Here is a 23794-nt window from a genome sequence, read left to right as displayed (position 1 = left end):
TCTTACACCACATTGACGGACGCGACCTCCTCTCGCGGCAGACAGAAGACGTAGTGATGCTCGCAACGAGCCATACGCAGGCCCGGATAGAGTCCACTGACGTCCTTGAACGGATTGCTGCCGGTCGCAAGCCGGATGATGCCACGTTCGAGCTTGCCGAGATAGGATCGCACCTGCTCGTCACCCCACTTGCGGCGCGTGTAACGGATAATTGAGCGTAAGTCGCCTTCCGCCGCCTGCGTCAAAACATAACGCGCGTTCAAGCGCGGCTGTCCCCACGAAGCTCTTCGTCCACGATATCGGCAACGCTTTTGGTGGAGACGTCTCCTTCCAATCCTTCGGCAATCCGCTCACCCAATATGGCCTGTAACGTCTGCCAAGCCTGATCTGCCCCCATTTCGGCAGGAAACAGGCGCTCGATCGCATATTGCCTTATCGTTTTACCTTGCAAGGCAGCCAGTGCTTTCAAGCTCTGATGTTGCTGCTCGGTAATGTCGATCGTCAGCCTGCTCATGAAGCCCTCGTAAATGCCTATCCAACCCACATTACCACAAATGTGGGTTTGCCGATAATGCGCATTCCTCAGCCGGTAGCGATGGCGTCGTGCAAGGCCATCGACAACCATGACTTCACCGCAAAGCAAGATGGCACGATCACCTTTAGAGTCGCAGCCCATCCTGGTTTGAACCGTGATTTCCGGAGCCGGCATGCGCGCAGTGCGATGATCATAGGTGGCGTGTACTGATCGGACACAGCCTCATGTGGCGTTATGGACGCATGCCTGAAAGCTGCCGGCGGCGGACATTAACGGCAAAGCCGCGGCGGTAAATGGAACACGCAATACCGGCGAAGGAAGCAAAACCAGGGTCATTGCGGCGCGCAGGTCTGCGAAGCCTGTCCGCACCCGCCATCAAGAGCCAGCAGGCTGTGAAGCGTCACCGGCTCACGCGTCGTCCGCCGCGTCTTCGGCCCCCGGACGGGTCGCTCGGGATCATTGAACCGGCACCCAAGGCGGGCCGCGTGCTTGCCGATGACTGCCGGATCGCGTCCGAGGGTCTGGGCGACATCGACCATCGAGACACCGTATGTCCAGGCATTGCGGATCGCGCGATCCTCATCTGCCCCGAATGCACGCATGAAACCGTGGACCAGTCCCATCCGGTTGGCATGATAAAAGACCGCGCGCACCCCGCGCCCCAGGTTTTCGGCGATGCGACGGGTGGGAACCTTGCCGTAATCCGCGCGCAGGCAGGCCTCCTCCTCATCTGTCCAGACAGGACCCTGCCGGAAGCCGTCCCGATGACGATGAGTGCCCCTGAGCCCCAGGGCCCCGGCGCGCCAGCGGATGGAATGCGGACTGCGGCCAAGCCGTTCACGCAGGGGCGTGAGACTTGCCCCCGTGATATAGGACCGCCGCAGAAGCTCGTCTTCCTCGGGAATCCACGGGCGCCCCCATCCTCTGCCATAGCCGATCTTGCGAAGCCGCTGCCCAAGGCTACGGCTGTTACGCGCCGGGAAACCCTCAGCGGCGAGGATGCCGGCAATCGAAACGTAGCGCTCGCCCGTGCCTGCAAGCTCGAGAGCGCGCATCATTTCAGCTTCGCTCCAGTCTGCAGGTTGACAGGCATGCCGAAGCCCGAGCACCGATGCCCGCGAAATCACCCCGGAAAACGACCGTCCGATGAAAGCTGCAATCTGGGCGACAGGAACACCCGCACCATAACCGGAGCGAAGCTGCGCGTCCTCCCAACCACCATAAGGCAGATGCCCGGGTTCTGAGAGACCGAGCAGCTGAGCGCGGGCGTAGAGCGCGCTTACGCCGCGACCGAGACGGGCTGCCAGTGTCGCTGCGGACACGTCGCCATAGCAACGCGCCAGTTCCTCGTCCTCCCAACTGGTCCATGATCGCCGGGAGTTTCGCCGAAGGCCGAGATCATGGAGCCGGGTTGCGATGCTGGCGGGGGATCGGCCCAGTTCGGCGGCAATCTCCATTATAGTTCGGTCATCGCTAAACGCAGTGCGCAGGCGCAGGACTTCATCCGGAAGCCAGGCGTTGGCGCGGAACGCCATCTCGGCGAGCGGCATGGCCATGCTGGTTTCCATCTCCGGAACGAACGGGGCCAGCTCGACGATATAGGCATCCAGGTCGAAGCAGGTGGAAGTCATGGAGAGTTCCTTTCAGGCAAGACCCACGACCGGCGTATCGACGATGCGGAGCCGCAACCTCCCCGACAGGCGCGCGATACGCGTATCGCCGCGCGGCATCGTATCACAGGCACCTATGGCAGCGAGCAGATCGAGCCCGGCATCGACTTCGCCGGCGGCAAGGGCGAGATGGCCGGCAAGATCGGCGACCGTGGTCGCGTTGGGTGCGATATGGCGCAAAGCGCGGACGATCTGCGTGGCAGCAGGTGCCGCGGGATCGAGCAGGAAGGTATCGAGCGCCCTCAGACCTCGCACCGCGACCGGCTGGCCTTTCCCGGGCCCCACGTTGCGCAAGGCCTCGAGATCCAGCAGACTGCGGCTCTGATCGGGATCGAGGTCAGCGGCTGCGACGAGATCCGGGGTTCTTCCGATGTGCGGCGTGATCGTAGGGTCGATCTTTGCAAGCACCGGCATTGCGGCCAGCGCGGGTCCGAAGGCGAAGAATTCCCCAGGTGCCAGCTGGCGCAGCAGCGTTGCCTGATCGCTGCCGAAGCCGAGGAGATCTGCGGCGCGGCCGACATCGCGATCGAACACATTGAGCCCGATCAGGTGATTGTGGAGTTCGGAAACGACCGAAGTGGCGAGCTTGGCAAGGCGCTGCGTCGCGATGATCGTGCTGATGCCGCGCTTGCGGCCGCGGGCACACATATCGGTCAGTGTGGCGACGCCTAGCCGGCGTGTCTGCGCATCGCGAGCTGATGCTGCCACATGGGGTGCTAGCAAATGCGCTTCGTCGATGCATACCAGCATGGTGTGCCCCCAATGTTCGCGCGGAGCCGAGAGCAGGCCGGCGAAGAAAGCGGCGGCCTTCTCGATTCGTTGATCAGGTTCGAGGTCGGTCAGATCGAGGTGAAGGGCGATCCTGTGCTCACGGGTTCGCAATGCCAGGAAAGTAAGGCCGTCGTTGGCATAGTCGCGCGCGATGACAGTCGTGGCGCCGATGTGGGCTGCCAGGTTGGCGAATTCTCCCTCGGGATCGATGATGATCGTCGTGAGGTAATCGAACGCTTCCTCGACGATGCGCCGCAGCGTCTGGCTCTTGCCGGCCCCCGACGATCCCTGGATCAGGCATCGACCGGACATGAGCTTGCCCAGATCGAGTTCGAGCTGGCCCGTCGAAGACCGCCCAAGCGGTACACACGCATCACGGTTGGAAGTGGCGGTCATTGCACATTCTCCTTCCTGGACAAACGACGAGGGCGATGAAGTCCCCGCAACAATGAGAGAATTGGGAAGCGCACCGATGCCCCGGAAAAGACGGAATCTTCGGGTAGATGAGCTGCCGAATGAAATCGCGACAGGCTGGGCCGCCGAGCTATGCCTCGTCCCGCCGCTCCTGACCCCAGCGGACGATAGACCTGTACCGATCGTCAATTCACACCCTGGCGTTGCGGTCATGGCAGGAGACTGCGAAGGAGGGGAATGTCTGATACCCTGGAAACACAACTTGCCGACCTGCTGCGCCGCCTCCCTGACTGGATACGGCGGGACCTGTCTGCCTCGGATCCCGCGCGCCGCGAGCGCTCCGAGGAAGTCCTGAATGCCATGTTGCTCGCCCTGATCGCGGACCAATCCCGTGCTGGCCCCGCCACGAGCGACTGATCGACTGCACTGGACGTAACCCCGGGCAATACTTCCGCCGAGGCGCTCCAGGGATAAGACGCTTGCGGGTTGGCCTGGACAGATAGATGCTCCAAAAAAGCATGGCCGAACCAAGTGTATGTCGGCAAATTCGCCTTGTTTCCTGGAGGAATTCGGCGGCGGACGCGAATGCCGGACTACCAGGTATGGACCGGCAGATCACGAAATCGCTCGCCATCGCAATCGAGGAGAAGGAACTGGAAAGAGCGCTCGCGGCCGAATGCAATCAGCCGCAGGAGGTCGTCAGGCAGCCGAGCGCGGCATTCCTCGGTCAGGGCATAAACCGGGACAAACCAGCCAAAGACCGATGCTGCGATGTCGATGGGGCGATCACTGGGCGGCCAGGACGCCCATCTGTCGAGCAGGTCGGCCGTCTGGACGGTCAGATGCGCGGTGGACAGCACGCAGTAGCGACCTTCCTCGATCGCCAGCTGGTGCGTGTAGCTACCAACCGTCAGACCGGGCATCGGCGCATCGGATTGCCTGGACCGGCCGGGCTTCGCGACGTCGATGGAAGGATTACGCGGATCCGACCAGTCGATGCGCTCGGCAATCCACCGAGGCACGAAATCCCAGTCGAACGCCAATGGGAATTCCCCTTCCCTGCTGCGCCATGCCGCCTCCAGCGGATCGACCCAGCCAACGACGAGCAGCCGAAGCGCTGCAGTCCCCAGGACAGCGCATGCCCGGCGGATCGCACAGGCTCGCTCCAGGCCTTCGGCATCTGGAACAGGACTATCCCGAAATTCCAGGACGGTCTCCCAAAGGCAGGCGGCGGTCTCGAATCGAGCACGCATGATGCGTCACTCCCGTCTGTGATGGTGCGGCAAGGGGATCGGCACCGTCTGACCGCTCGCGAGATTGACGAACGCGCCCGCATGGCCGATCGAACCACGGGCGAGCAGGTCGAACAGCAGCGCCAGAGCGTGGCTTGCAAGGACCCGGTTGACGAACAGCGACTGGCGTTCGAGCGCTTCGGCTACCGAACAGGAGGGCGCATGGTCTTCGGCGACGCTCTCGTCGGCCAATTCCGGAAAGTATTCGAGCACCGTGGGCAGCCGTCCTCCGTCCAAGGAGGGTTCGCGCCCAGGGCAGCCGATCAGATACTGGCCGTCGTAAGCGCGATTGCCGAGGTCGAGCCAATAGGCAGGCATCGTCCTGCTACTCTCCAGCGCCGCCCCAAACACGCGGCGGGCTGACGCCGTGTCGACGCAGCTGACGAGAATATCGGTGTCTTCGAGCCCGACCGCACCGGGCGCTCGCCCGTGAACCGCCTTCCAGCCCAGACCGTGTGCGAGGTTGATCCGTTCCGTCAGCGTATGCGCCTTGGATCCGCCGATGTCGCAGCGATAGAATGGCTGGCGAGCGAGATTCGCCTCGGAGACGACATCGTCATCGACGACGGTGACCTCGAGTAAGCGCGAAGAGAGGGCGCGCAGCGCCGTATCGAGTGAGGCCAGCCCCATCAGCATCTGCGCACCATTGCCGCCACAACCGACCAGGAGGATTCTGATCGGTCGACCATCGAAGGTTGCCGGCAGGTAATGGCGCTCCGCACCGTCAGTCGTCATCCGAGCCTCCTGAGAAGGGACCGCGCGGCAAAGGCAGGAACATTCCAGCAGCGCAGAGACGGGAGACCATCATCGGCCCCTCGGACCGATCAAGTCGTCCAAGCACGATCGCAATCTTCGTGGCATGTGCGTCATCGGCGTCGTCAGTCGCGCTGAAGAATGCGTGGCCGTGCCCGTGACTGTGGATGTCACAGACCATGTGCCAGTGGGGCGGCATGACTGGCGTGCGGTAGATGAGCCGAGAGGGGCTGGCGTGCTCTATTATCGGATACTGCACGGCGAACGCTCCAGTCGCCTCATTCCAGAACAGGAATGCCGCGGCCTCATCGGGTAGCGAAGCGCGAAAATGGTCGATGACGCTGCGGAGATGGCACCGCGGTATCAGCCCGCAGCGAAGGTCCGCCCTCGGCATGCCTATGCTGCCATAGGGCAGATAGCCGGCCATCGATGATGCGACCGCAAAATCGAGCGCGAGCCAGGGGCGGCGCAGGATGTACATCACACCGTCACGGCCGATAGCGAGACCAGCACTCGTGCGGGCGCTGTGGAGCCCATCTATCGCCGGCGAGCGCCCGTGCGGCGGCACCGGGAAGCACGGCATAGCGGCAAGCACGGCCCCAGCAGTCGGATCATCGGCGAGCATGGGGCTCATCGCAGCATTCCAATGAGCAGGCCCAGCGTCATCTCGCCGACGACACCACCCGTTCCCGACGGCATTCGCGATCTCGACCTGGCGCCGATCTCGAACGGCTTGAGCCGGCTGACGGGAAAGCGCCTTGCCTGGCGGGCCGCAAGCTCATCCCAGAGACCCACGAGCCCGCCCCTGCCCCGGACGGTGAGTCCCTGACCCGGGTTGGGATGCGTCGACCAGGAATCGAAAACCGCGCGTTCATAGTCCGCGATCGCAGCGATCCCGATGCCTTTGGGCTTCGGGATACTGCCCCAGCAGAGGCTTCCATCGACAAAGACATTGAGTATCGGCGAATGCAACAACCGTGTCGCCGCAGCAGGGCGTTCGCTGGCCGGGAGTGCGTAGACGCGAAGGCCGGACCGCGTCGCGACGAACACGTGCGCGGGGTAAGGGACGCGCAGGATAGACCGGGAGGCAAGCACTCGCAGTCCTTCTGGAGGATGTGACAGCGCGAAATAGGCGAGCCGTACTTGCGCCGGTGCCCACCACGCCAGCATATCGGGATGGCAGACCAAAACGTTGTCAGGCAGGAGTTCGGGCTCGATGCTACGCTCCAACGCGTCGGTCCATTGCCGCAGGTGCGCGCGGGATAGCGCTGTTCCCGCAGCAATCATCGGCCGCCCCTCCTCGTCGCGCTCCACATTATGGATACTGGCGAACGCCGATGCCGCCTCAGGAGAGGAGCCGTAGGGCTTCAGGTTGCGAGGCATTTCAGGGGCGTAGAGAAGGATGGCTTTCGTCAGCGCCAGACCGCCACCGCTGGCTTCGAATTGAATGTTATGGTCGGACATCGAAGTCGCCCAGGCTGGAGGGATCGAACTGGAGGAGGTCCTGCGCGGCGACCAGAAACCGCGCCCCGAGATGGAGCGAAGCGAACCAGTCGTCGATGCGCCCGACATCGGGCAGCGGGCAGATGCCCGCGATATCCATGAAGCCCATCTCCATCCCGTTGCGGGCGACTTCGTCGAGTTCCCGGTCGAACTGATCGAAAGGGACGAGAGTGAGCGGCGGCAGCGACGCGCATTCCTCGATGCCCGGCAGAAATTCGCAGGCAAGCTCGAAATCGAACCGCCAGGCATCTTCTTCGCAAGCAAGACGATCGAGGGCGTCGCGTGCGTCCTGCAAGGCCTCGAGCCTGCTCTGCAGAACCGAGGGCAGCTCGCTCGCGACTGCGCCATGTGCCCCGATCATCCAGTCGGGCCGACGCGCATTCATCTGGGAAGGCAGCGGCATCGCATCGAGATCATCGCCGGTCGCGCCATGCCAGGCGATCAGATGCTCGCGCGCGGCATCATCTTCGGTTGCTCCATCCCAATAGTACATCGATATCTCTTCGAAGAGGTCATGGTATCCGAAGATCGGGAGCACGCGTCCCAGGGACCGTTCCAGCGCAGCGTATACCGCAGCACGCCACGGCACCGGCGCTGTGCCGGCTTCGATCCATCCCAGATCGATCTGTCCCATGCCCTCGCAGATGATCGCGATCGCGGGTGCTCCGCTTTGTTCGCTGCGCAGCACGGCAACGCGCAGATCAACGAACGCGATAGGATCGAGGACATCGAGTACGGCCGTCTCGAAGGCGCGCTCTATATATCGGCGGGCCCCGGGGCGGGTATAGCGATGCATATCCACCTCGCGCGATACGAGCCAGCGGCCAATGAGCTTGTGGTGCGGAGCCAGGGGGACGTCGAAGACTGCCGGGACATCCGGCGAGATCGCGACCGTCCGGCCAGCGACATCAGCCAAGCGGTGCGAGTGGCAGCCCTGGGGGAACCCGCAGTGGTTCGCCGTATCCAGAGCTGCCCGGGCGTGGCTCGCCGGCGATTCGTGCGTGAAGGTCCTGGACCCGGCTGCTGCAAACGGGGTACCTGCAACAGGAGAGGTCACCATCGTCGCTCTCGATCCATTCCAGGAGGGACTTGCGCGCTGTCGGTGCGATCGGCTTGCCATGGCCCTTGCGCACCATCAGCCCTTGGTGCCGACGGCGCGGCGGTATTCGATGACATGACCGCCGCCTGTTATCCCCATATCGACGGCCTCGGCATTGAGGATCGCAGGGTAGAGCGTAGCGTGATAGGCCCGCAGCCCGCCGGGGTCGCCGGCAAGATGCGGCGGGACGGGCAAGTCGATGCCGTCGTAGCGATAGGTCCGCTCGAGACGATTTATCTGCATGTCTGCGCTCCTGCTTGTGATGACGGGACAGTTTGCGTGCCTGCGCTCACCAGAGGCTGGCGGGTTCATCCGACTTCGCGTCGAGGGGCGGTGTGCCCGGATCGGTGGCCTTCAAACCATCGGCCGTGGCTTTCGGAGCTATGCTCCGCGCCTTCGCCGCCTCTGCAGCGGCAACGCGGGCCACTTCGGCAGCCTCCCGCTGCTCGGCGAGCTGATCGCCGAGCGCCTTGCGGGCAGCGATCAGGGTACCCAGCGCGCCATCTTCACCCCGCGCGAGTTCGGCATCGATCTCGGCTGCGCTTGCCGTTAGCGAGATAGGCCGGATTTCGCCGGGCGAAGGCTTGTGCTTGCCCCCGTCGACGACACGCGGAATGATCGTCAGCGTCACGGTGTCCTCGGGCCCGGCGACGAGATCGAAGCCGAGCGAATAGCGTTCGAGCAGTGGCAGCAGGTTTGCGATCAACATGGGCATCAGTCCTTGTCTGTGGCAGCGGCGACGATGTCAGGCCGCTAGTCCGGAGCGGCCGCTTTCGACCGAGGATTCGAGCGGTGCCGCCGCAGCAGGGTCGGGCGCGCGGTACAGGCCATCAAGGCTCATCGCGCCGGGCAGGCGGCGAGCCCAGTCGAAGCCGGCGGCGTTGAGCATTCCGGTGATGAGATCGGCTTTCTTCGCGCCGAGCAGTTTGGCGAACGCCTTCTCGCCCACGTGGGCGACCAGCCCGCATTCGCGGGCGATAACCTTCAGCTCTTCCTTGGAGTAGCGCTCGAGGAAGGCCCGATCGATCCGCCAGGTATCGCGCAGATCTACGCCGAAGGCCCTTGCAAGGTCGGCGACATCCTCAAAGCTGTCCATGTCCCTGGCATAGGCCGCGCCGATCGCCGAAAGCACCGTCGTGGCCTGGGCTTCGGTCAAGGCGCCAATCTGGGCGATCCTGTCACGGAACTCCAGACTGGAGAACGCGTCGCCGACCAGAAGTCCGGCGCGTGCTTTCAGGGTATCGGACCTGATTTGCGACAGCGTGCCGGACATCGCGCCCACCAGAACCGCGATCCTGGAATATTCGGCATTGCCCGCGAGCGTACGGGCAAGCGCCGTGCGCCATGCCGCTTCGCGCAGTTCCCGAACGCGCGCTGCAATCGATGAGCCGCCGACCGAGGCCTTCAGCGGGCTCGCCTTGCCGCCGGATACATTGCCTGCTGCGCCTGCCGGCCGGCCGGACGCTTTGCGGCGCGGCGCAGCGCAAGCCGCCGACGCACCGCCATCGGGAGCGGTGTCGTCAACCTGTTGGTCTTCGTCATCGCCGAGATCTTCGTCAGGCGTGTCCAATCGCGGAGCGCTTTGGGCTCCACCATCGCCCTGCTCCTGCGCCGCGATCATTTCGGCGGTCTGCGTCTTGAGGGCGAAGCAGCCGGAATTGGTGCAATGCCCCTCGTCGATATGGGTTTCGAATAAGGCGCGCTGTGCCGCCGAGTTGAACGGGCAGGTCGTGCATTCGCTCCGGTCGAAAATAGCTTGCCCGAGGTCCTGCGTAACCCGCATCAGCAGATCGCGCGTCTTGCCCACATCGAGGCCAGACGCCAAGATCGTTTCGAGCGCCTTGTCCTGCTTGTCGGATGGAACGGCGGCGAGAAGTTCCGCATGCCCGACCTTGATCCGCCGCTCATCGAGCGCGAGTTTGACGCTGTCGGAAAGATCCGCAAGCGCCAGGCGGCGGTCGAGCTTGGTCTTTGACCATCCGAGGCGCCGCGCGGCCTCGGCGCGGTCGTCCTTGCAGGCTGCCAGGACGCGCACGGCGGCATCAGCCTGTTCGGTTTCCGACGCATCGTCGCGCACGTCGTTCTCGTCGATCGCCGCCTCGAGGGCCTCCTGATCGGTCATCGCCCGGATAATGACGGGAACCTCGCCGTCTGGTCCGAACGCATCCAGAGCTGCCCGGTAGCGCCGGCCGCCGGCAACGATGACATACCTGTCTCCGTCATCCGCAGCGGGACGGACCAGCATCGGCTGGAGCATTCCTCGCAGGCGCAGCGAGGCTACCAGCTCGTCGTGCTTCCTGCTGTCGAAATAGCGCCGCGGATTATAACCCGCCACGATGCGTGAAAGCGGCAGCGTACTGTTATGTGTCGATTGCAATTCGGTCACAGCAGACCTCCTGTTGCCGGGAACTGAAAAAATGGGTGTCACGCGCACTCGTTCACGACGGCCGAAACGCAGCAGTCCGGGTTAGATCGGGGATGCGGCAATTGTCGTACGGACTGGCCAGCGACATCTGCAGTGCCTGTTGTTCGGCCATGAACCAGGTGCTGGCCGGGATCGTATAGGTTTCGACAGCGAACCGCTCGCCGCCGCTCGAGAAGGTGACATCGACGGTGAACAGCTGAAGGGGAGCGGTCGACAAGGCGCGCATGGCGGTGTCCTTCCATGACGAAGGGCCGGACCGGCGAGCGGGCCGGACCGGTCGTGACCAACGAAAAAATCGGAGCGGATGGCGGCAACCCAGTCAGAGGGCCTGTTCGAGGAGCTTTCTTGCCTTGCCTTCCAGTTCGAGGCGGCTGTCCTGGTGCGGCCTGGCGCGCGCGACCGCCGTGATGCCCTGGACGAAGTCATAGATGCTTTCGGGGGGATGCCCCTCCTCGGCCATCACCGTCTGGATGATCTTCGTCGTCTCGGCCCTGGAAAATCCGCGGCGGCGCAGGAAGGCGTCACGGTCCTCGTCCTTTCGCGCGACGATCTTCTCGCGCGCCGACCTGATGCCGGTGATGAAATGCTGCGGGGACGAGTTGGCGAAGTGCTCCAGCGCCGGCGCGGCCTGATGGGCAAACCGCGTGCCTGCGAATTTCGAGTGACGGATCTTGACCTCCTCGAAGTTCTCGACACCCCACAGGCAGCGGTTCGCGCATACACCGCGCAGATAGAACGTCGCGATTCCCAGGGTCTTCGATCCGACTTCGCTGTTCCATGCATAGAAGCCGCGAAAGTAGAGGTCGGGATCACCGTTGGGCAGTTTTCCCGCCTCGATCGGGTGCGTATCGTCGACGAGAAAGAGAAATATGTCCCGATCGGAGGCGTAAAGCGTGGTCGTCTCCCTGGTGATGTCGATATGAGGATTGTAGGTCATGCTGCTCCAGTCGATGGTCCCGGGCACCTTCCAGCGCGTGTCGCCGACACCGTCGCCGGCAAATTCCATGACCGCCTGAACCAGCTCCCAATCGAAGATGCGGCCGTACTGGCTTCCCGTTGCAGCGCGCAATTCGGTTCGCCCCGTGTCGGTCTGGAGCAGTTTCAGCTGCTCGCCGCGATGGTTGACGAGACCGTACTGGAGGTTGATGCCGGCCAGCGCGGCCGGCAGATCGCGCAGGTAGGACGCCGGAGCACCCACCAGGCTCGCCACCTGCCCGAACGACCAGTTGGTGGGCGCGAGGGGGCGATCGTCCCCCGGCGCGAGCAGCGTCAGGCGTTCAGGATCGTCGCTGCGGCTTTCGACCCGGATCGCCCGGCTTTCGACGATACGCGTGGTTGAGCGGTCGGCACGTGCGCGGACGCCGTCGTAAAGACTGGAAAGCGACAGGAACCGTTCGTCGTCAGGCCGCGAAAACCATTCCGATGAGACGCGGCTGCTGCGGCTACCCCGCGAAACATCGATCCGATAGGGCGCCGTCGCGGATGCCGGGCTGTTCGTCTGTGCTAGGCTTGCCATGGGGACCATCTCCTGGGTGCAAAGAGCGGGAAACCCTCACGTCACCCGTCACCCTCATTCCTCCCCCCTTGCTCCCATCCTGCGATCACGACTTCGCAGAGCGCCGTTTTCAAGATAGGATAGAGCCTGCGTTCCCGACCTCCTTCTGGCTGATCCCTCGATTGCCAGGAGGCCAACACAGTGACGACATTCAGGATCGTGGGCCGGCTTGTCCGCATGATGGCGACTGCCGCGATTGGCGCGCGACCAAGCCTTCTGCGTGCAGCCTGGCTCGAAGCCCTCGCGATCGCCCTGGGTGCGATCGGGCCTTATGCGCTGAAGCTGCTGATAGACGACCTCGACCGACCGCATGAGACCTCGCTGCATCTCCAGTTCTGCGTGCTGCTGTTCGTGGGATGCTGGGTCGGTGCATCCACCGTGGATACCGCCCGCCTCGCGCGCACTGCGGAAATAACCGATGCATTGACGCGCCATATGACGATCGAAGCGCTGGCTTGCGTGCTCCCCGCCATCACTGCGGCGCGGGACAGCCACAGCGGACGTGCGCCCGGCTTGCTGGAGCGGTTGCCCTACAGCCTGTCGCTGGTGGTGGAAGGCGTGATCTGGCGTGGCGGGCCCGCATTCCTGCAGTGCCTTACGGGCTTCCTGGTAATCGCCAGCCTCATATCCTGGACCTACGTCGCCCTTCTCGCGATCACGCTCCTGGGTTTCGTCGTCGCGGCATCGATCGGGTCGGTGCGCAATCGCGTCCATGCCGACGCGGCAAACAGTGCAGCGTCACAGGTGTCGCACAACACCGGCGACATCGTGCGCAATGCCCGGCGCGTCGTCCTCAACGGGGCGCTCGACCACGAACTTGCCCGCACCGCCACGATGCTCGATCTGAAACGGCGAGCGACCGCGGACATGTGCCGTTCGATGACCCTTATGGCAGCGCTGCAATGCTGCATCCTCGGATGCGGGCTTGCGGCACTTCTGATCCTGGCGGCGCTCGATGTGGCCGGGGCACGGATGTCGACAGGCGATTTTGTCCTGATCCAGACATACGCGTTCCGGTCGACCGTGTCGCTCAGTTCGCTGGGTCCGATCATTGCACAGGCCGGCGTCGCGATAGCCAACATCCGCGACGTGATGGAATTGGCGAATGCGCCCAAGGCTCCGGATATTCCGGAACCGCCTGTGTCCGACAGCGCGGACCTCGTGGCCACGCATGTCAGCTTTCGCTATCGCACGGATCAGCCCGTTATCGAGGACGTGTCGCTTCGGATCGACACCGGGAGTTTCGCAGTCATCGTCGGCTGCAATGGTTCCGGCAAATCGACGCTCGCACAGATCCTCGCCGGTGTGCTCGCCCCATCATCCGGCAAAATCGAAATAGCGGAAACGAATGTCGCGGCAATCCCCTGGCGCGAGCGATATCGCCACGTCCTCTATGCGCCGCAGTTTATCGGACTGTTCAACCGCTCACTCCGGGAAAACGCGCTCTACCATCCGGCGCGCCAATCTGCCGCCGGCGTCGAAGATCTGCTCGTTTCCTGGCGTTTCAAGGATCCAGGAACGCCTATCGATTTCGAGATGAAACTGGGCGAGCAGGGCGAACGCCTTTCGGGCGGGCAGATCCAGAAGCTCGAGCTTGCGCGACTGGCCGGATTGGACGTGCCGATCCTGATCCTCGACGAGAGCACTTCCGCACTCGATCCCCGCAGCGAGATGAACGCGGTTTCCGTCTTGCGGCAAAGGCGCCATGGCACTTCGACGCTGGTCATGATCAGCCATCGGATGGAGATCGCACGGGCCGCCGACCAGGTGCTGTTCATGCATGACGGGCGCCTCGCCGCGACCGGCACCCACGCGATGCTGATGGAGCGCTACGGGGCATACCGAAGTCTATGGTCGGTCGGGCTCGAGGAGGGATCGGTGATCAGAAAAGGCTAAGTTGGCGCGGCAACCGGCCCGGATCGCATGGCTTTGCCTTTTCACGATCCTGCGAAGCCGAACCGCCTGCTTCGACAGGCTGATCCGACGTGATCGTGGCGATCGTGGTTTTGCCTTTGGGTGCCGTGGCAAGCCGCGCTGTCCAGCCTCCGAGGATGTGAGCCGGTGTGAACCACTGCTCGCGGATTTCCCCGGAAAGGGCATCGCCAACGACGAGGCGGGCAGGAATATGAAGCAGCGACAGCTGCACGTAGGCCATGTGGATGGCACGCGGATCGATATCGACCGCAGTGACGTGAAGGTGTCGCTGGTAATTGATGCCCTGCATCCACAAACCTTCGGCCAGGGCGATGACCATGCTGCCCGATCCACAGGCCGGTTCCATCGCGGTGAGATAGCCCCGCTCTTCGATAGCGGCACGCGTTGCGGCGGGATCGCCGACAAGCATGTCCGCGATCGCCCTGCTCAATACGTAAGGAGTGAAGAACTGGCCCTTTGCCTTGCTGTGCAATTCGAGATCGTGGAACAGGGCGCCGAGGACATCGCCGAAGCCGCTTTCGAGGGCCAGGGTGAGTTCGGCCATGACGCGCGCGAAGCTTTCGATGATCTGGGTCTCGTAGCGACCGACGATCTCCAGGTAGCGTGCCTCGCGCTGTTCGCGCTGCACCAGGTCGACGCTGTTTGAGATCGCGATTGCCATCGCTTCCATGCAGTCGCCGAAACTCCGGTAGAGATCATGCCTTGGCTGGCACCGCTGCAGCAGGCCGCGCATCGCCTTCAGGTGCCGAACATGCCTGCATGGGCCGGGCGGAACTGCATCTTCCCCCAGACCTGTTGACCGATCCACCGATCAGGGCGCCTTGATCCATTCGTAGAGAAGGTGAGCATCGGGATCGTTGTCCGAACCGATGGAAATGCGCACGAGCCTGCCATCGCAGGCAAACGCCGATGCTCGCGGGAAGTCGAGGTGACGTCTTCCTTCAAGGATCAGATCGCCCGACCGGACAGCGGTGATCGCTCGCGTGATGCCCAACGATCGATGACCCGCAGGCGCATCGATGAGCTTCAAACTGTCGCCGGGCTTCACGCACTTTTTGAAAGCGGACAGCGAAACCAACGAAGCGACCGGGTTCCTGGCTCCGCGGCGCCTGGCAAGAGCGGCCCAGTAAGCTTGAGCGATACGGGCTTCGCAGAGGAACGAGCAGTTGTGGAAGTCCTGAAGGACGTTCGAGCGCGTGAAGCTGAAGCGTTCCATCTGGTCCTGCACGGCGATGAGCAATGCGTTCTGGTCCTCCCGATCGGTAAGGTCTCCCGGACTGTCGAGTATCTCGACGAGGATCTTGCGGCCTCCCGCAAATCTGTGCGTCGTGATCGCGAAACAGGTACCTTCGAAATGCCCGGTGAGATGCAGCCCCAGGCGACTGGCGATGGAGCCAAGCGCTTCACCTGCGCGATGAAGATCCCCCTCGTAGTGAAAATTGCCGCGTTCATCGCAAGCAGTCTGACTGTACAGGCGCGTGGAGGCACCCGTCGCACTGGCGTCGGTCATTGTCATTTCCTTATCTGTCGAGAAATTGACAGAAGGCCCGATTATCCTGGGCTGGGGGGAAAACTTGCCCGCTGGCCGGCGAGCCCGCAGAGTCCCGTCACCGATGGACGGTGCGCCCCAGGCGGCTTCGCAATTCGAACAACCGATGCGCGCTATGATGGAGGACTATCGGCCCTCACGACCGCCATCAGCGGCGGCGATACCAGCCTTACCTTGCTAGATCGGAAGCCGCCGATCCGGGATCGGCATCGGCTGGCGCAAATCGCATTGTCTCGGGAATCCAGGCAAGCGCACGCTGACGAATTTCCGGTTCGAGGGTAACGCCGCCGCTGAAAATCCGCTCGGCGGCGGCAGCGAGATCATGCTTCCTCAGCCGTGCGTAGGGTGCGCGAAACTGCGCACCGCCGATTTGCTCGATGATCGAAAGAATCCCGGGCTTGGTCAGCTTGTCGAAGAAGGTCAGCGCCGTCGGGCGCCACGAAGCCGCAACGTCGATGTCGAGCCTTTGCCCCAGGTAATCGAGGAAGTCTGTGCCGTCTCCATCACCGGGCACGGAGTGAAGCGTGCGCGCAACCGCCCATGCGAGCCAGGAGCCCTTTACCGCGTCGTCAAGCATGCAGAAGGCAGCATACCGCTCCACGATGGTTTCGTACCTGGCCCAGCTACGGTCCAGCGCCTCCTCCATGACCATCCATCCTGCGCACGCCCGCGTCTCGCCGGAGAAGCCGTGGATCGACGCCGGTGGCATGGGCGCGCTCAAGGTGCTCGGAATATCGTCGGTGTCTTTCTGACGTTCGCGGTCGATCATGATGAACGTCCCGAGATCGCGCGCGAAGGTCGGGTGCTGCGCGACATGGAGTGCCAGGATTTCGCACTTCATCGCGGCCAGCATCTCTCGCAGACGCCGGTCCAGGACCGGCCCAACATGGGCGGGCGCGGTCGGATCGGAGATTCCATCGGCGGCGCTGTCCGCCTTTTCGACGGCATGGCCATCGCCATCCGCCACTGGTGCGACGAACAACTGGGGATGGATCTGAGGCGTTCCGCCCGCCGACAGAACCACATAGCCAAGCGCAGCGGCTTTCGAATGCGTATCGCTTTCGAGGCCCGTCTTGCAAACGTCGGTCGCCCCTGCCGCAAAATCGGCATCGCAAAAGGCATCATTTTTCCTGCGAGGGTCTGACCCATCCAAAGCGGGCAAATCACCCCCGGTTCCTCCATCGAGCGCTTTGCCTGCCGCGACGCACGGCCCGGATTCCGGCGCCGTCGGCAGCGACCGCAGCATACAGGTTTCCGTATAGGGGACACGCTCGCTGGCCACGCTGCGGATTTGCCCGAGCCCTTCGCGCTGACGGATCACCTCGGCCTGCTCGGCCAGCTTCGCCTCGGCCAGTTCCTCAAGTATATGAATGTCGATCCAGCGTTCGTCGGCAGCGTTGGAAAACAGGTCCTCGTCCTCGATGCGGCCACCCGCCGCGACGTACGCCTCGCGGCCTACCAGCAGGGCCTTGGGATCGTCGGCACGGTAGCTGTAGCACTTGAGCGCGCGCCGTACTTCACTGGCGTTATCGCAGGCACCGGCTCCCTGGAGTGCTTGCCAGATCGCCATCTGCCGCGAGGTGTCGGCGGTGCTCGCATAGGCCTTCGCGACTTCGAGCGTGATCTCGTCGGCGTCGAGCGCCGCGAAAATCGGATCTGCGAGATTGGCCAGCCGGAGGCGGCCCATTACGAAGCGCTTCTCGACGCCGAAGCGGCGGGCAATGTCCGCAGGGCTTCGTTTCTCGACCTCGATCAAATCCCTGAACGCCAGGCAATCCTCGGCAGGCGACAGTGCCGCCCGCTCGTAATTCTCGACGAGGCTAATTTCGCGGCTGTCTTTCGGGTTGGCCAGTACGAGGATCGGAACCTGATGGTCCGCAGGCAGCACGCCTTTTTCGATCAGCCGATGTATCGCATCGAGGCGCCTGCCGCCTGCCGTGACGCGATAGTACCCCTTCTTCCGGGGAACCGGTACGCCAACAAGGTTCTGGAGAAGACCATGTGCGGCGATGCTCGCTTCAAGTTCCGCATCCGCCCGCGCATTTGAACGCTTGCGCACATTGACGGGCGATCTGGCCAGTTGGGCTGCCGGGACGAGAACGGATGGCTCATTCATGCGACAAACTCCGAAAAAAAAAGGCGGTTACGACTGCAAACCATACCTCCCTTCTCTCCCTTTCCCTTCGGGACCGACCTTGCGATCCAGGAGCGCTACGACCCAGTCATTCGGAGGACTTCGAATGGCTTCGGCGGATCGATGCCAGGACATCAGCCCAGTCGTTGTGTGAAACGGGAGGCCAGATTTCGTTCAGTTCGAGATCAGGACGCAGATAGGCTTCACGCGCACGGCGGCTCGCTGCGCTTCCGGCCGCATCCCTGTCGAACAGGAGAACGAGCCGCTCGAGCCCGTCGGGAAGCGCAATGCGATCGGCACGTGCCGTTCCGAGCGTGGCCCATACCGGTATCCGGTGAACCGCCATTGCCGCGAGCGCCGTCTCGATGCCTTCCGCAAGGCCGAGCACGCGGCTTGCTGGCATGAGTTGCACGGCGCCCCGGCCCGGGCTGCCCAGCAGCATGCGTGGCTGCGTGAGATCGCCAGCCCGCCCGCCTGCAGGATCAAAGAAGGTCCGGTGGACGGCGACGATCCTGCGATGTTCGCGCACGGCAGCCAGCATTGCGGGCCGAAACACCACGTCACGTCCCCGCCCTAGCGGCGTGTGGGCATTGAAGCGCAGATCATCTCCCTGCGGTTTGAGGAAGCGGCGGGACAGATAGGCTTCGGCAGGCGTACCGGCCAAAGGGACGGAAGCGTTCCATACCCGCAGCGCGGCTCCGATGTCGGCACTGGTTTTGGTTGATATGTATGGCGAGTTCGATGCGGCAGCCTCCGGGATAGGCAACCCCAGGCGATGGATCGCCCGTACCACGTCAATTGCTGCGCATCCGGCAAAGCATTTGAACAGCAAGGCCTGTTCGCCAACCCTGACCGACAGGCTGGGGTGGTGATCCGCATGAGCCGGACATAGGCACAGGCCCTTTCCATTCCTCCAGACCCCGCCGAGCCTAGCAACCAGTCGGGCGCCCTGAGCGTCCTGCAATTCCGCGCTCCGGGCATGACTGCCTTGGCTGCCGGGCCCTGCAAGGCTACGATCCTTGGGAGTCATCAGCGAACGTCTTCGTCGAAGTGTTCGATGATGCGCAGGAACGCATCCCGCACATCCTCCACAGGCACCGCGAGCCGCACGGCGATCGCCGCTATCGGTATGTTCTGGCAAAAGAACATGTCCAGGGCGTCGGCAACGTATGCCGGCTCGTCGCGCAATATCGTGGCAAGCTTTCGGGTATGGCGCGCTAGAGCCCGATGGCGGCGCCATCGCGCCTTGGCAAGGCGACAACGCAGCAGCAGGCGACGAAATGCATGCAAGACGTATGGCAAAGTCATGGGCAATTCCGAATGAGGATCGATGACGAGAGGCGACCCCTCGCCCCCCACTCGCCCCCTTCGCTTCTCTTCCCGGACAGTGCCTCGCTATGCCGTCTTTCCAAGCCGTCATCCGGCGGAATGGTGGAAAGCCCCGCTCCAAGGGGCGGCTGGTGGAAGTTCGCTTCAAGGCATGCATGATGATATGGTGCAGCTGCCGCGTTAGCACATACGAATACAAGCCCCTTCAAGGGCATGCGAGCGAAAGATAGCCGGGCCCGGCAGTACCGCGCCCGTCTTCCGGCGGCTTCCTGATGTTTGAAAGGACGATTTTACCCATGACTTAAGGAGAAAACGTGATGATCAATCGGAAAGACTACAAGCAGGCCATCAGTGTTCTTGGAGAAACCTCGGATGCCAACGCGGTTTACGAAGCGATGGATCGCCTGACCCGTGTCCTTGGATTCGAAAGATACGCCATCAGCCACCATGTCGATCTGCTACATCCGCCCGCAGGCGCATATGGTCTCACCGATTACGAAAGTGACTGGCTGAACGAGATCGTCACCGAGCAATACTACCTCGACGATCCGATCCAGCGCCTGTGCGACAGGAGAAACTGCGGATTTCTCTGGCCGGATCCCGCATCGCTTCTCTCCCTCACCCCGCGCCAGCGTCACATTCTCGATCAGGGTGCGAAACACAACCTGCGAGGCGGATATACCGTGCCCATGTACCTTCCCGGCGAGTATGCCGGGAGTTGCACCTTCGCCACGGCGCATCCCGAAGCGCTTGCGCCAAACGCGCTACCGTCGGCGTTCTTCGCCGCATCTTTTGCGTTCGAAGCAATCCGGCGGATAGCCAGGCTTCGCTCCGGACTGGCGCTCCCTACTCCTCCCGGCCTCAGGCGCCGCGAGCGCCAGGTCCTGATCCTCATGGGGCGCGGCAAGACATATCGGGAAATCGGCGAGATCCTGGGACTTTCCGCTCACACGGCGCACGAATATGCCAAACGCATACTGCTCGCCTATGGGAACATCCATCGTAACAACCTGATCGCGCGCGCCTTGTTCGACGGTATCGTCACCTACCCCGAACTGCTCTCGATGCACTGATCAATTCCCAGTTCAGGGTACAGACGAGCGGTGTCATTCGCACCGATGATGCGCCCTTGCCGATTCTGGCATGGCAGGGAGCAATTTAAATGATCTGCATATTCGAGGGGCACGAGGAACCCGGTATGAACCCGATCCTCGATGGCATGCATCGGGCCAGGAAGCGGGTATTCGTCGATCTCCTGCACTGGAATGTGCCGGTGGTCGCCGACGCTTTCGAAATCGATCAGTTCGATGACGAGCACGCGATTTACGTCGTCGCCAGCGACGATGATGGCCACCACGAAGGCTCGATCCGTTTGTTGCGCAGCGATCGCCCGCATGTGCTGGGATCGGTCTTCCCTTTTCTGTGCGATGACGGGGTGCCGAACGGTCTGGATGTCTTCGAACTGAGTCGGCTTTGCCTGTCTCGCAGCCTGGGAGCCGCGCGCAGGCTGGAAGTGCGCAACGCCCTGGCCACCGCCATCGTGCAGTTCGCGTTACAGCGCGGGATAAGCTCCTACAGCTGCGTCGCGGATTCAAGCTGGCTCAGCCAGATCCTTCGGCTGGGATGGACTGTACGGCCTTTGGGCGTTCCGCAAATGATCGCGGGGCTGCCAACGGGAGCACTGTTCATCGAGATCGACGCCGGCACGCCGCGCAAACTCGAAGTGGCCGGGACGAACGTGCCCATGCGCATCACCTCCACTTTCGCGATCGACCGCGCGGCTGCCTGAAAGGAGCCCCTCATGCCTCTCATAGCCATCGACACTCTCGATCACGACATAGACCGTTATAGCAGCCGCCTCGGACAGGATGGCTATTGTATCGTGAAAGGTGCGACCTCCCGCAGTTCGCTTGATGATCTCGCCGAGGATCTGCAGCCTGCGTTCGCGGCAACACCGTTTTCGCGGGGACCATTTTACGGAGATACGACCCGGCGCTTTCACGGTTTGCTGCACCGTTCGCCGCGTGCGGCGGACTTCGTGCTCAATCCCCTAATTTATGGGATTGCCGAACGTATCCTGAGGCCATGGTGCGATATCATCCAGCTCAACCTCACGCAGGCTATCGAGATTGCGCCAGGAGGCCTAGCGCAGCCGCCGCACCGGGATCAGGACATGTGGCCAATCCATTCGGCCGGCGTCGAATATCTGGTCAACGTCATGTGGCCGTTCACCCGATACTCCGCCGAAAACGGCGCCACTCTTATCTGGGCGGGAAGCCATCGACGACAGGACGAAGTATGCATCGGCATGGAGGAGGCGATCGCGGCGGAGATGGAACCTGGCGATGCCCTGCTCTTTCTGGGGTCCACCCTGCACGCCGGCGGCGCCAACGTCACCAGCGAGCCGCGCCGGGGAATGATCATAAGCTACAGTCTGGGTTGGCTGAAACCGTACGAACTGCCTTGGCTGGCGTACCCACCCGAGATCGCCCGCACGTTGCCTCCGGCTTTGGCAAGACTGGCCGGCTATCAGGCACATCGTCCCAACCTCGGCACACATGAAGGTCGTTGCCCTTCAATGCTCCTGGACCCGGTCAATCATGGTCCTATGGGAGCGATCGATATGCTGCGCCCCGATCAGGAAGCTCTGATCGCTGAATACCGGTCCGATCCACTCGGTGGCGCCCTGAAGCCGCCGCTCACCGGCAAGGCATAGCTGATGGAACGGCGGCGTCGGATTTGTGAAGTACTGGGCAAGCAGCATCGGTTGGCCGAAATCAAACTCGGTCTCGACCGGCGACAATGGCCGGAATGGCTCATGCTAATCGACCTGTACCAGGCGGAACAGCAAGAGATGCAAGTGGGCTTCGAGACTTTGGCCGGAACGTCAGGCCTGTCGGTCGCGACGGCTTTTCGCCGCACCTTGGCTATGATTGAGGTTGGCAATTTGGAGCGGGTTCCCGATCCGACAGACAAGCGACGAAGTTTCGTGATGCTTTCGGAACGAGCCCGCGGTCGCATGGACATCATCATGGATGAGTTTGGGATTATGCTGTTCAGGTGACGGGCTTTCCGTATTCTATTTCGCTTCGGAGATGGAGAAGCAAGATTCGTCTTCGGCGCGTGAAGTAACAATTTCTTGTGACAAGCCTTGCCGGCAGACTAAAGCGAGACCTGTCAGATTCCACCCTAACGAGTTCTGCAGATTTCAACCGCCCTACGCTACGGGACCTACGTGGGACGGCTTGCGACCGAGGCTGTGTAAAAACGCGGTTTCGCTGCGGCGTACAGTGGGGGTAGTGACGCGGCGGTATGATGCGATCAGGCCCGGATTACCTGGATCATCATCGGGACGCCGATCATCTGGATCATGCGCTTCATATTGTAGGCCAGGACGCTGAGGCTCATCTCTGTTCTGACATTTTTCAGGGTCCTGGTGAGGAAGGGCGTACTGCCCATCCAGGCTTTGAGCGTGCCGAAGACATGTTCGACCGTCTGTCGCCTAATGCCCATGGCATCCGGCAATTGATCGAGGCGCATTTGCATCTCGTCCAGTACCGCCTCATGCGCCCATCGCTTTACCCGCTTCACCTTTTCCGGCGTACAGCGCGGCCTGAGCTGACAGGAATGGCAGGCGGCAAGGTTGCGGTAGTGGCCGATCTCACCCTCTCGATCCGAACGGACCTTGCTCCGGGTTAGATGGGCTCCGGCAGGACAGCGGTAGCGATCATGGACAACGTCATAGACGAAGTCCGGCCTTGCAAAGAGACCCAGCTTTGACCGGCCTGATGTATCGACCTTGGGAACGCAGGGGAGCACACCCGTGCTTTGGCATTCCAATATCTGGTCACGGCTGTAATAGCCCCTGTCTGCAAGCACCGTGAGATCCGGGGTGCCAGCGGCGTACAGGGCAACGCGGCCCATGGGAACAAGCTGGGCACGATCGGAGCCTTCGTTCACTACCTCATGCGCAATGATGAGATGATGCTCGGTATCTACCGCCGCCTGCACATTGTAGCCGACAACGCCCGTGCCACGGCCGGTCGTGGCCATGGACCGAGCATCAGGATCGGTGAGGGATATCTGATTGTCGGGGGCAGCCTCTACCTGCGCGGCCATGTCTTTCAGATATTGCATCTGACGGCGTAGCCCGGCGACCTTCTCGCGAATCTTGTCGGCCCGCATCTCGGGCACGTCACTGTCCTCACGATCGGCCCGGTCGAGCGCGACCAGATAGCGATCTATACTGGCCTGGACCTGTTCGATGCGCGCGGCTGCCTTATGCGCCGTGAAGTTGCGATCCCGGTTGTTCACTGCCTTAAACTTGCTGCCATCCACCGCAACCATGGCGCCGCTGAACAGGCCCATGCCGCGGCAGAGCGTCACGAACTGCCCGCATACCGCGCGAATGGCAGCGCCGTTGTCACGCCGAAAATTGGCAATCGTCTTGAAGTCTGGCGCCAGCCGACCCGTCAGCCACATCAACTCGATATTGCGGCCTGCTTCCCGTTCGAGCCGTCGGCTCGACTGGATGCTATTGAGATAGCCGTACAGATAGATCTTCAGCATCGTCGATGGATGATAAGCGGGTCGCCCTGTCAATGCCGGGGTCATGCCTTCAAAGCCTAGAGCCGTCAGATCAAGCTCATCGATGAAGGCTTCGACGACCCTGACCGGGTTATCTTCGCTGACGTAATCATCCAGCGATGCAGGCAGAAAACTATCCTGCCGACGATCTTCCCCTTCGACGAAACGGCCCATGACCAAGTCTCCCGGAACGCCGGAAAACCCTAGCATAATTAGACGTTTTTACACAGCCTCGACCCATGC

At 62.5% G+C, this 23794-nt stretch carries 26 protein-coding genes and 1 pseudogene; 6 read left to right on the top strand and 21 right to left on the bottom strand.

Annotated features, from left to right (window positions below):
* Nucleotides 1-2: 2 nt before the first annotated feature.
* The 4 genes from HWN72_RS19705 to HWN72_RS19690 form a co-directional block, all read right to left on the bottom strand.
* Nucleotides 3-263, bottom strand: a complete 261-nt coding sequence (locus tag HWN72_RS19705; protein WP_211151095.1) for a type II toxin-antitoxin system RelE/ParE family toxin — start codon at nucleotides 261-263, stop codon at nucleotides 3-5.
* Nucleotides 260-514, bottom strand: a complete 255-nt coding sequence (locus tag HWN72_RS31725) for an antitoxin (RefSeq protein ID WP_211151099.1) — start codon at nucleotides 512-514, stop codon at nucleotides 260-262. Before HWN72_RS31725 ends, HWN72_RS19705 begins: the two co-directional genes overlap by 4 nt.
* Nucleotides 515-867: 353 nt before the next feature.
* Nucleotides 868-2091, bottom strand: coding sequence for a hypothetical protein (locus tag HWN72_RS19695; RefSeq protein ID WP_248006154.1), 1224 nt, complete (start codon nucleotides 2089-2091; stop codon nucleotides 868-870).
* An 87-nt stretch (nucleotides 2092-2178) separates the two neighbouring features.
* Nucleotides 2179-3372, bottom strand: a complete 1194-nt coding sequence (locus HWN72_RS19690) for an ATP-binding protein (protein ID WP_211151098.1) — start codon at nucleotides 3370-3372, stop codon at nucleotides 2179-2181.
* A gap of 255 nt (nucleotides 3373-3627) precedes the next feature.
* Here HWN72_RS19690 and HWN72_RS19685 point away from each other — a divergent pair, with 255 nt between their 5' ends.
* Nucleotides 3628-3807: a hypothetical protein gene (locus HWN72_RS19685; RefSeq protein WP_211151093.1), complete on the top strand. Its 180-nt coding sequence runs from the start codon at nucleotides 3628-3630 to the stop codon at nucleotides 3805-3807.
* 176 nt (nucleotides 3808-3983) lie between these two features.
* Here HWN72_RS19685 and HWN72_RS19680 read toward each other — a convergent pair whose 3' ends face one another.
* The 10 genes from HWN72_RS19680 to HWN72_RS19635 all read right to left on the bottom strand — a co-directional run bounded on the left by HWN72_RS19680 (nucleotide 3984) and on the right by HWN72_RS19635 (nucleotide 11978).
* Entirely contained in the window at nucleotides 3984-4643 is a 660-nt protein-coding gene (locus HWN72_RS19680) for a hypothetical protein (RefSeq protein WP_211151092.1), read from the bottom strand.
* 6 nt (nucleotides 4644-4649) lie between these two features.
* Nucleotides 4650-5417, bottom strand: coding sequence for a PRTRC system ThiF family protein (locus HWN72_RS19675; RefSeq protein WP_211151091.1), 768 nt, complete (start codon nucleotides 5415-5417; stop codon nucleotides 4650-4652).
* Nucleotides 5407-6060 (bottom strand): PRTRC system protein A, encoded by a 654-nt coding sequence (locus HWN72_RS19670; RefSeq protein WP_211151090.1) that lies wholly within the window; start codon nucleotides 6058-6060, stop codon nucleotides 5407-5409. The genes HWN72_RS19675 and HWN72_RS19670 overlap by 11 nt, the downstream gene beginning before the upstream one ends.
* Before the next feature lie 5 nt (nucleotides 6061-6065).
* On the bottom strand, nucleotides 6066-6899 hold the full coding sequence (locus tag HWN72_RS19665; RefSeq protein ID WP_211151089.1) for a PRTRC system protein B: 834 nt from the start codon (nucleotides 6897-6899) through the stop codon (nucleotides 6066-6068).
* Entirely contained in the window at nucleotides 6886-7998 is a 1113-nt protein-coding gene (locus HWN72_RS19660) for a hypothetical protein (protein ID WP_248006153.1), read from the bottom strand. Before HWN72_RS19660 ends, HWN72_RS19665 begins: the two co-directional genes overlap by 14 nt.
* A gap of 75 nt (nucleotides 7999-8073) precedes the next feature.
* On the bottom strand, nucleotides 8074-8280 hold the full coding sequence (locus tag HWN72_RS19655; RefSeq protein ID WP_211151088.1) for a PRTRC system protein C: 207 nt from the start codon (nucleotides 8278-8280) through the stop codon (nucleotides 8074-8076).
* A gap of 46 nt (nucleotides 8281-8326) precedes the next feature.
* Nucleotides 8327-8746 carry a PRTRC system protein E gene (locus HWN72_RS19650; protein WP_211151087.1) on the bottom strand — a complete coding sequence of 140 codons (420 nt, stop codon included), beginning with the start codon at nucleotides 8744-8746 and terminating at the stop codon, nucleotides 8327-8329.
* A gap of 36 nt (nucleotides 8747-8782) precedes the next feature.
* Entirely contained in the window at nucleotides 8783-10423 is a 1641-nt protein-coding gene (locus HWN72_RS19645) for a PRTRC system ParB family protein (RefSeq protein WP_211151096.1), read from the bottom strand.
* A 52-nt stretch (nucleotides 10424-10475) separates the two neighbouring features.
* Nucleotides 10476-10688 carry a hypothetical protein gene (locus HWN72_RS19640; RefSeq protein ID WP_211151086.1) on the bottom strand — a complete coding sequence of 71 codons (213 nt, stop codon included), beginning with the start codon at nucleotides 10686-10688 and terminating at the stop codon, nucleotides 10476-10478.
* Between the two features lie 93 nt (nucleotides 10689-10781).
* Nucleotides 10782-11978 (bottom strand): DUF932 domain-containing protein, encoded by a 1197-nt coding sequence (locus tag HWN72_RS19635; RefSeq protein ID WP_248006152.1) that lies wholly within the window; start codon nucleotides 11976-11978, stop codon nucleotides 10782-10784.
* A 378-nt stretch (nucleotides 11979-12356) separates the two neighbouring features.
* Here HWN72_RS19635 and HWN72_RS19630 point away from each other — a divergent pair, with 378 nt between their 5' ends.
* Nucleotides 12357-13913: an ABC transporter ATP-binding protein gene (locus HWN72_RS19630; RefSeq protein ID WP_289357238.1), complete on the top strand. Its 1557-nt coding sequence runs from the start codon at nucleotides 12357-12359 to the stop codon at nucleotides 13911-13913.
* Here HWN72_RS19630 and HWN72_RS19625 read toward each other — a convergent pair.
* The 6 genes and pseudogenes from HWN72_RS19625 to HWN72_RS19605 all read right to left on the bottom strand — a co-directional run bounded on the left by HWN72_RS19625 (nucleotide 13900) and on the right by HWN72_RS19605 (nucleotide 18943).
* The gene (locus HWN72_RS19625) at nucleotides 13900-14622 is read right to left on the bottom strand and encodes a class I SAM-dependent methyltransferase (protein WP_211151083.1); all 723 of its coding nucleotides are present in this window, start codon (nucleotides 14620-14622) and stop codon (nucleotides 13900-13902) included. The genes HWN72_RS19630 and HWN72_RS19625 overlap by 14 nt on opposite strands.
* 141 nt (nucleotides 14623-14763) lie before the next feature.
* Nucleotides 14764-15462: a hypothetical protein gene (locus HWN72_RS19620; protein WP_211151082.1), complete on the bottom strand. Its 699-nt coding sequence runs from the start codon at nucleotides 15460-15462 to the stop codon at nucleotides 14764-14766.
* Between the two features lie 208 nt (nucleotides 15463-15670).
* On the bottom strand, nucleotides 15671-16822 hold the full coding sequence (locus tag HWN72_RS31850; protein ID WP_309141581.1) for a hypothetical protein: 1152 nt from the start codon (nucleotides 16820-16822) through the stop codon (nucleotides 15671-15673).
* A gap of 549 nt (nucleotides 16823-17371) precedes the next feature.
* Nucleotides 17372-17617 (bottom strand): annotated as a pseudogene (locus HWN72_RS31845) (ParB/Srx family N-terminal domain-containing protein); the annotation flags it as partial.
* 106 nt (nucleotides 17618-17723) lie between these two features.
* On the bottom strand, nucleotides 17724-18467 hold the full coding sequence (locus tag HWN72_RS19610; protein ID WP_248006151.1) for a toprim domain-containing protein: 744 nt from the start codon (nucleotides 18465-18467) through the stop codon (nucleotides 17724-17726).
* A gap of 197 nt (nucleotides 18468-18664) precedes the next feature.
* On the bottom strand, nucleotides 18665-18943 hold the full coding sequence (locus HWN72_RS19605) for a hypothetical protein (protein ID WP_211151079.1): 279 nt from the start codon (nucleotides 18941-18943) through the stop codon (nucleotides 18665-18667).
* A 338-nt stretch (nucleotides 18944-19281) separates the two neighbouring features.
* Between HWN72_RS19605 and HWN72_RS19600 the strand changes: the two genes are divergently transcribed.
* The 4 genes from HWN72_RS19600 (at nucleotide 19282) to HWN72_RS19585 (ending at nucleotide 22028) form a co-directional block, all read left to right on the top strand.
* Nucleotides 19282-20037: a LuxR family transcriptional regulator gene (locus tag HWN72_RS19600; protein WP_248006156.1), complete on the top strand. Its 756-nt coding sequence runs from the start codon at nucleotides 19282-19284 to the stop codon at nucleotides 20035-20037.
* A gap of 125 nt (nucleotides 20038-20162) precedes the next feature.
* A complete protein-coding gene (locus HWN72_RS19595; protein ID WP_248006150.1) occupies nucleotides 20163-20753 on the top strand; it encodes an acyl-homoserine-lactone synthase in 591 nt (196 codons plus the stop codon).
* A gap of 12 nt (nucleotides 20754-20765) precedes the next feature.
* Complete coding sequence (locus HWN72_RS19590) at nucleotides 20766-21680, top strand: phytanoyl-CoA dioxygenase family protein (RefSeq protein WP_211151076.1); 915 nt, start codon at nucleotides 20766-20768, stop codon at nucleotides 21678-21680.
* A 3-nt stretch (nucleotides 21681-21683) separates the two neighbouring features.
* Nucleotides 21684-22028 carry a MarR family transcriptional regulator gene (locus tag HWN72_RS19585; protein WP_211151075.1) on the top strand — a complete coding sequence of 115 codons (345 nt, stop codon included), beginning with the start codon at nucleotides 21684-21686 and terminating at the stop codon, nucleotides 22026-22028.
* 257 nt (nucleotides 22029-22285) lie between these two features.
* Here HWN72_RS19585 and HWN72_RS19580 read toward each other — a convergent pair whose 3' ends face one another.
* Nucleotides 22286-23725, bottom strand: coding sequence for an IS1182 family transposase (locus HWN72_RS19580; protein WP_211151074.1), 1440 nt, complete (start codon nucleotides 23723-23725; stop codon nucleotides 22286-22288).
* Nucleotides 23726-23794 lie beyond the last annotated feature (69 nt).

Source organism: Novosphingobium sp. HR1a (assembly GCF_015594425.1).
GTDB classification, from domain to species: Bacteria; Pseudomonadota; Alphaproteobacteria; order Sphingomonadales; family Sphingomonadaceae; genus Novosphingobium; species Novosphingobium resinovorum_A.
This window is presented reverse-complemented; position numbering and strand designations above follow the sequence as displayed.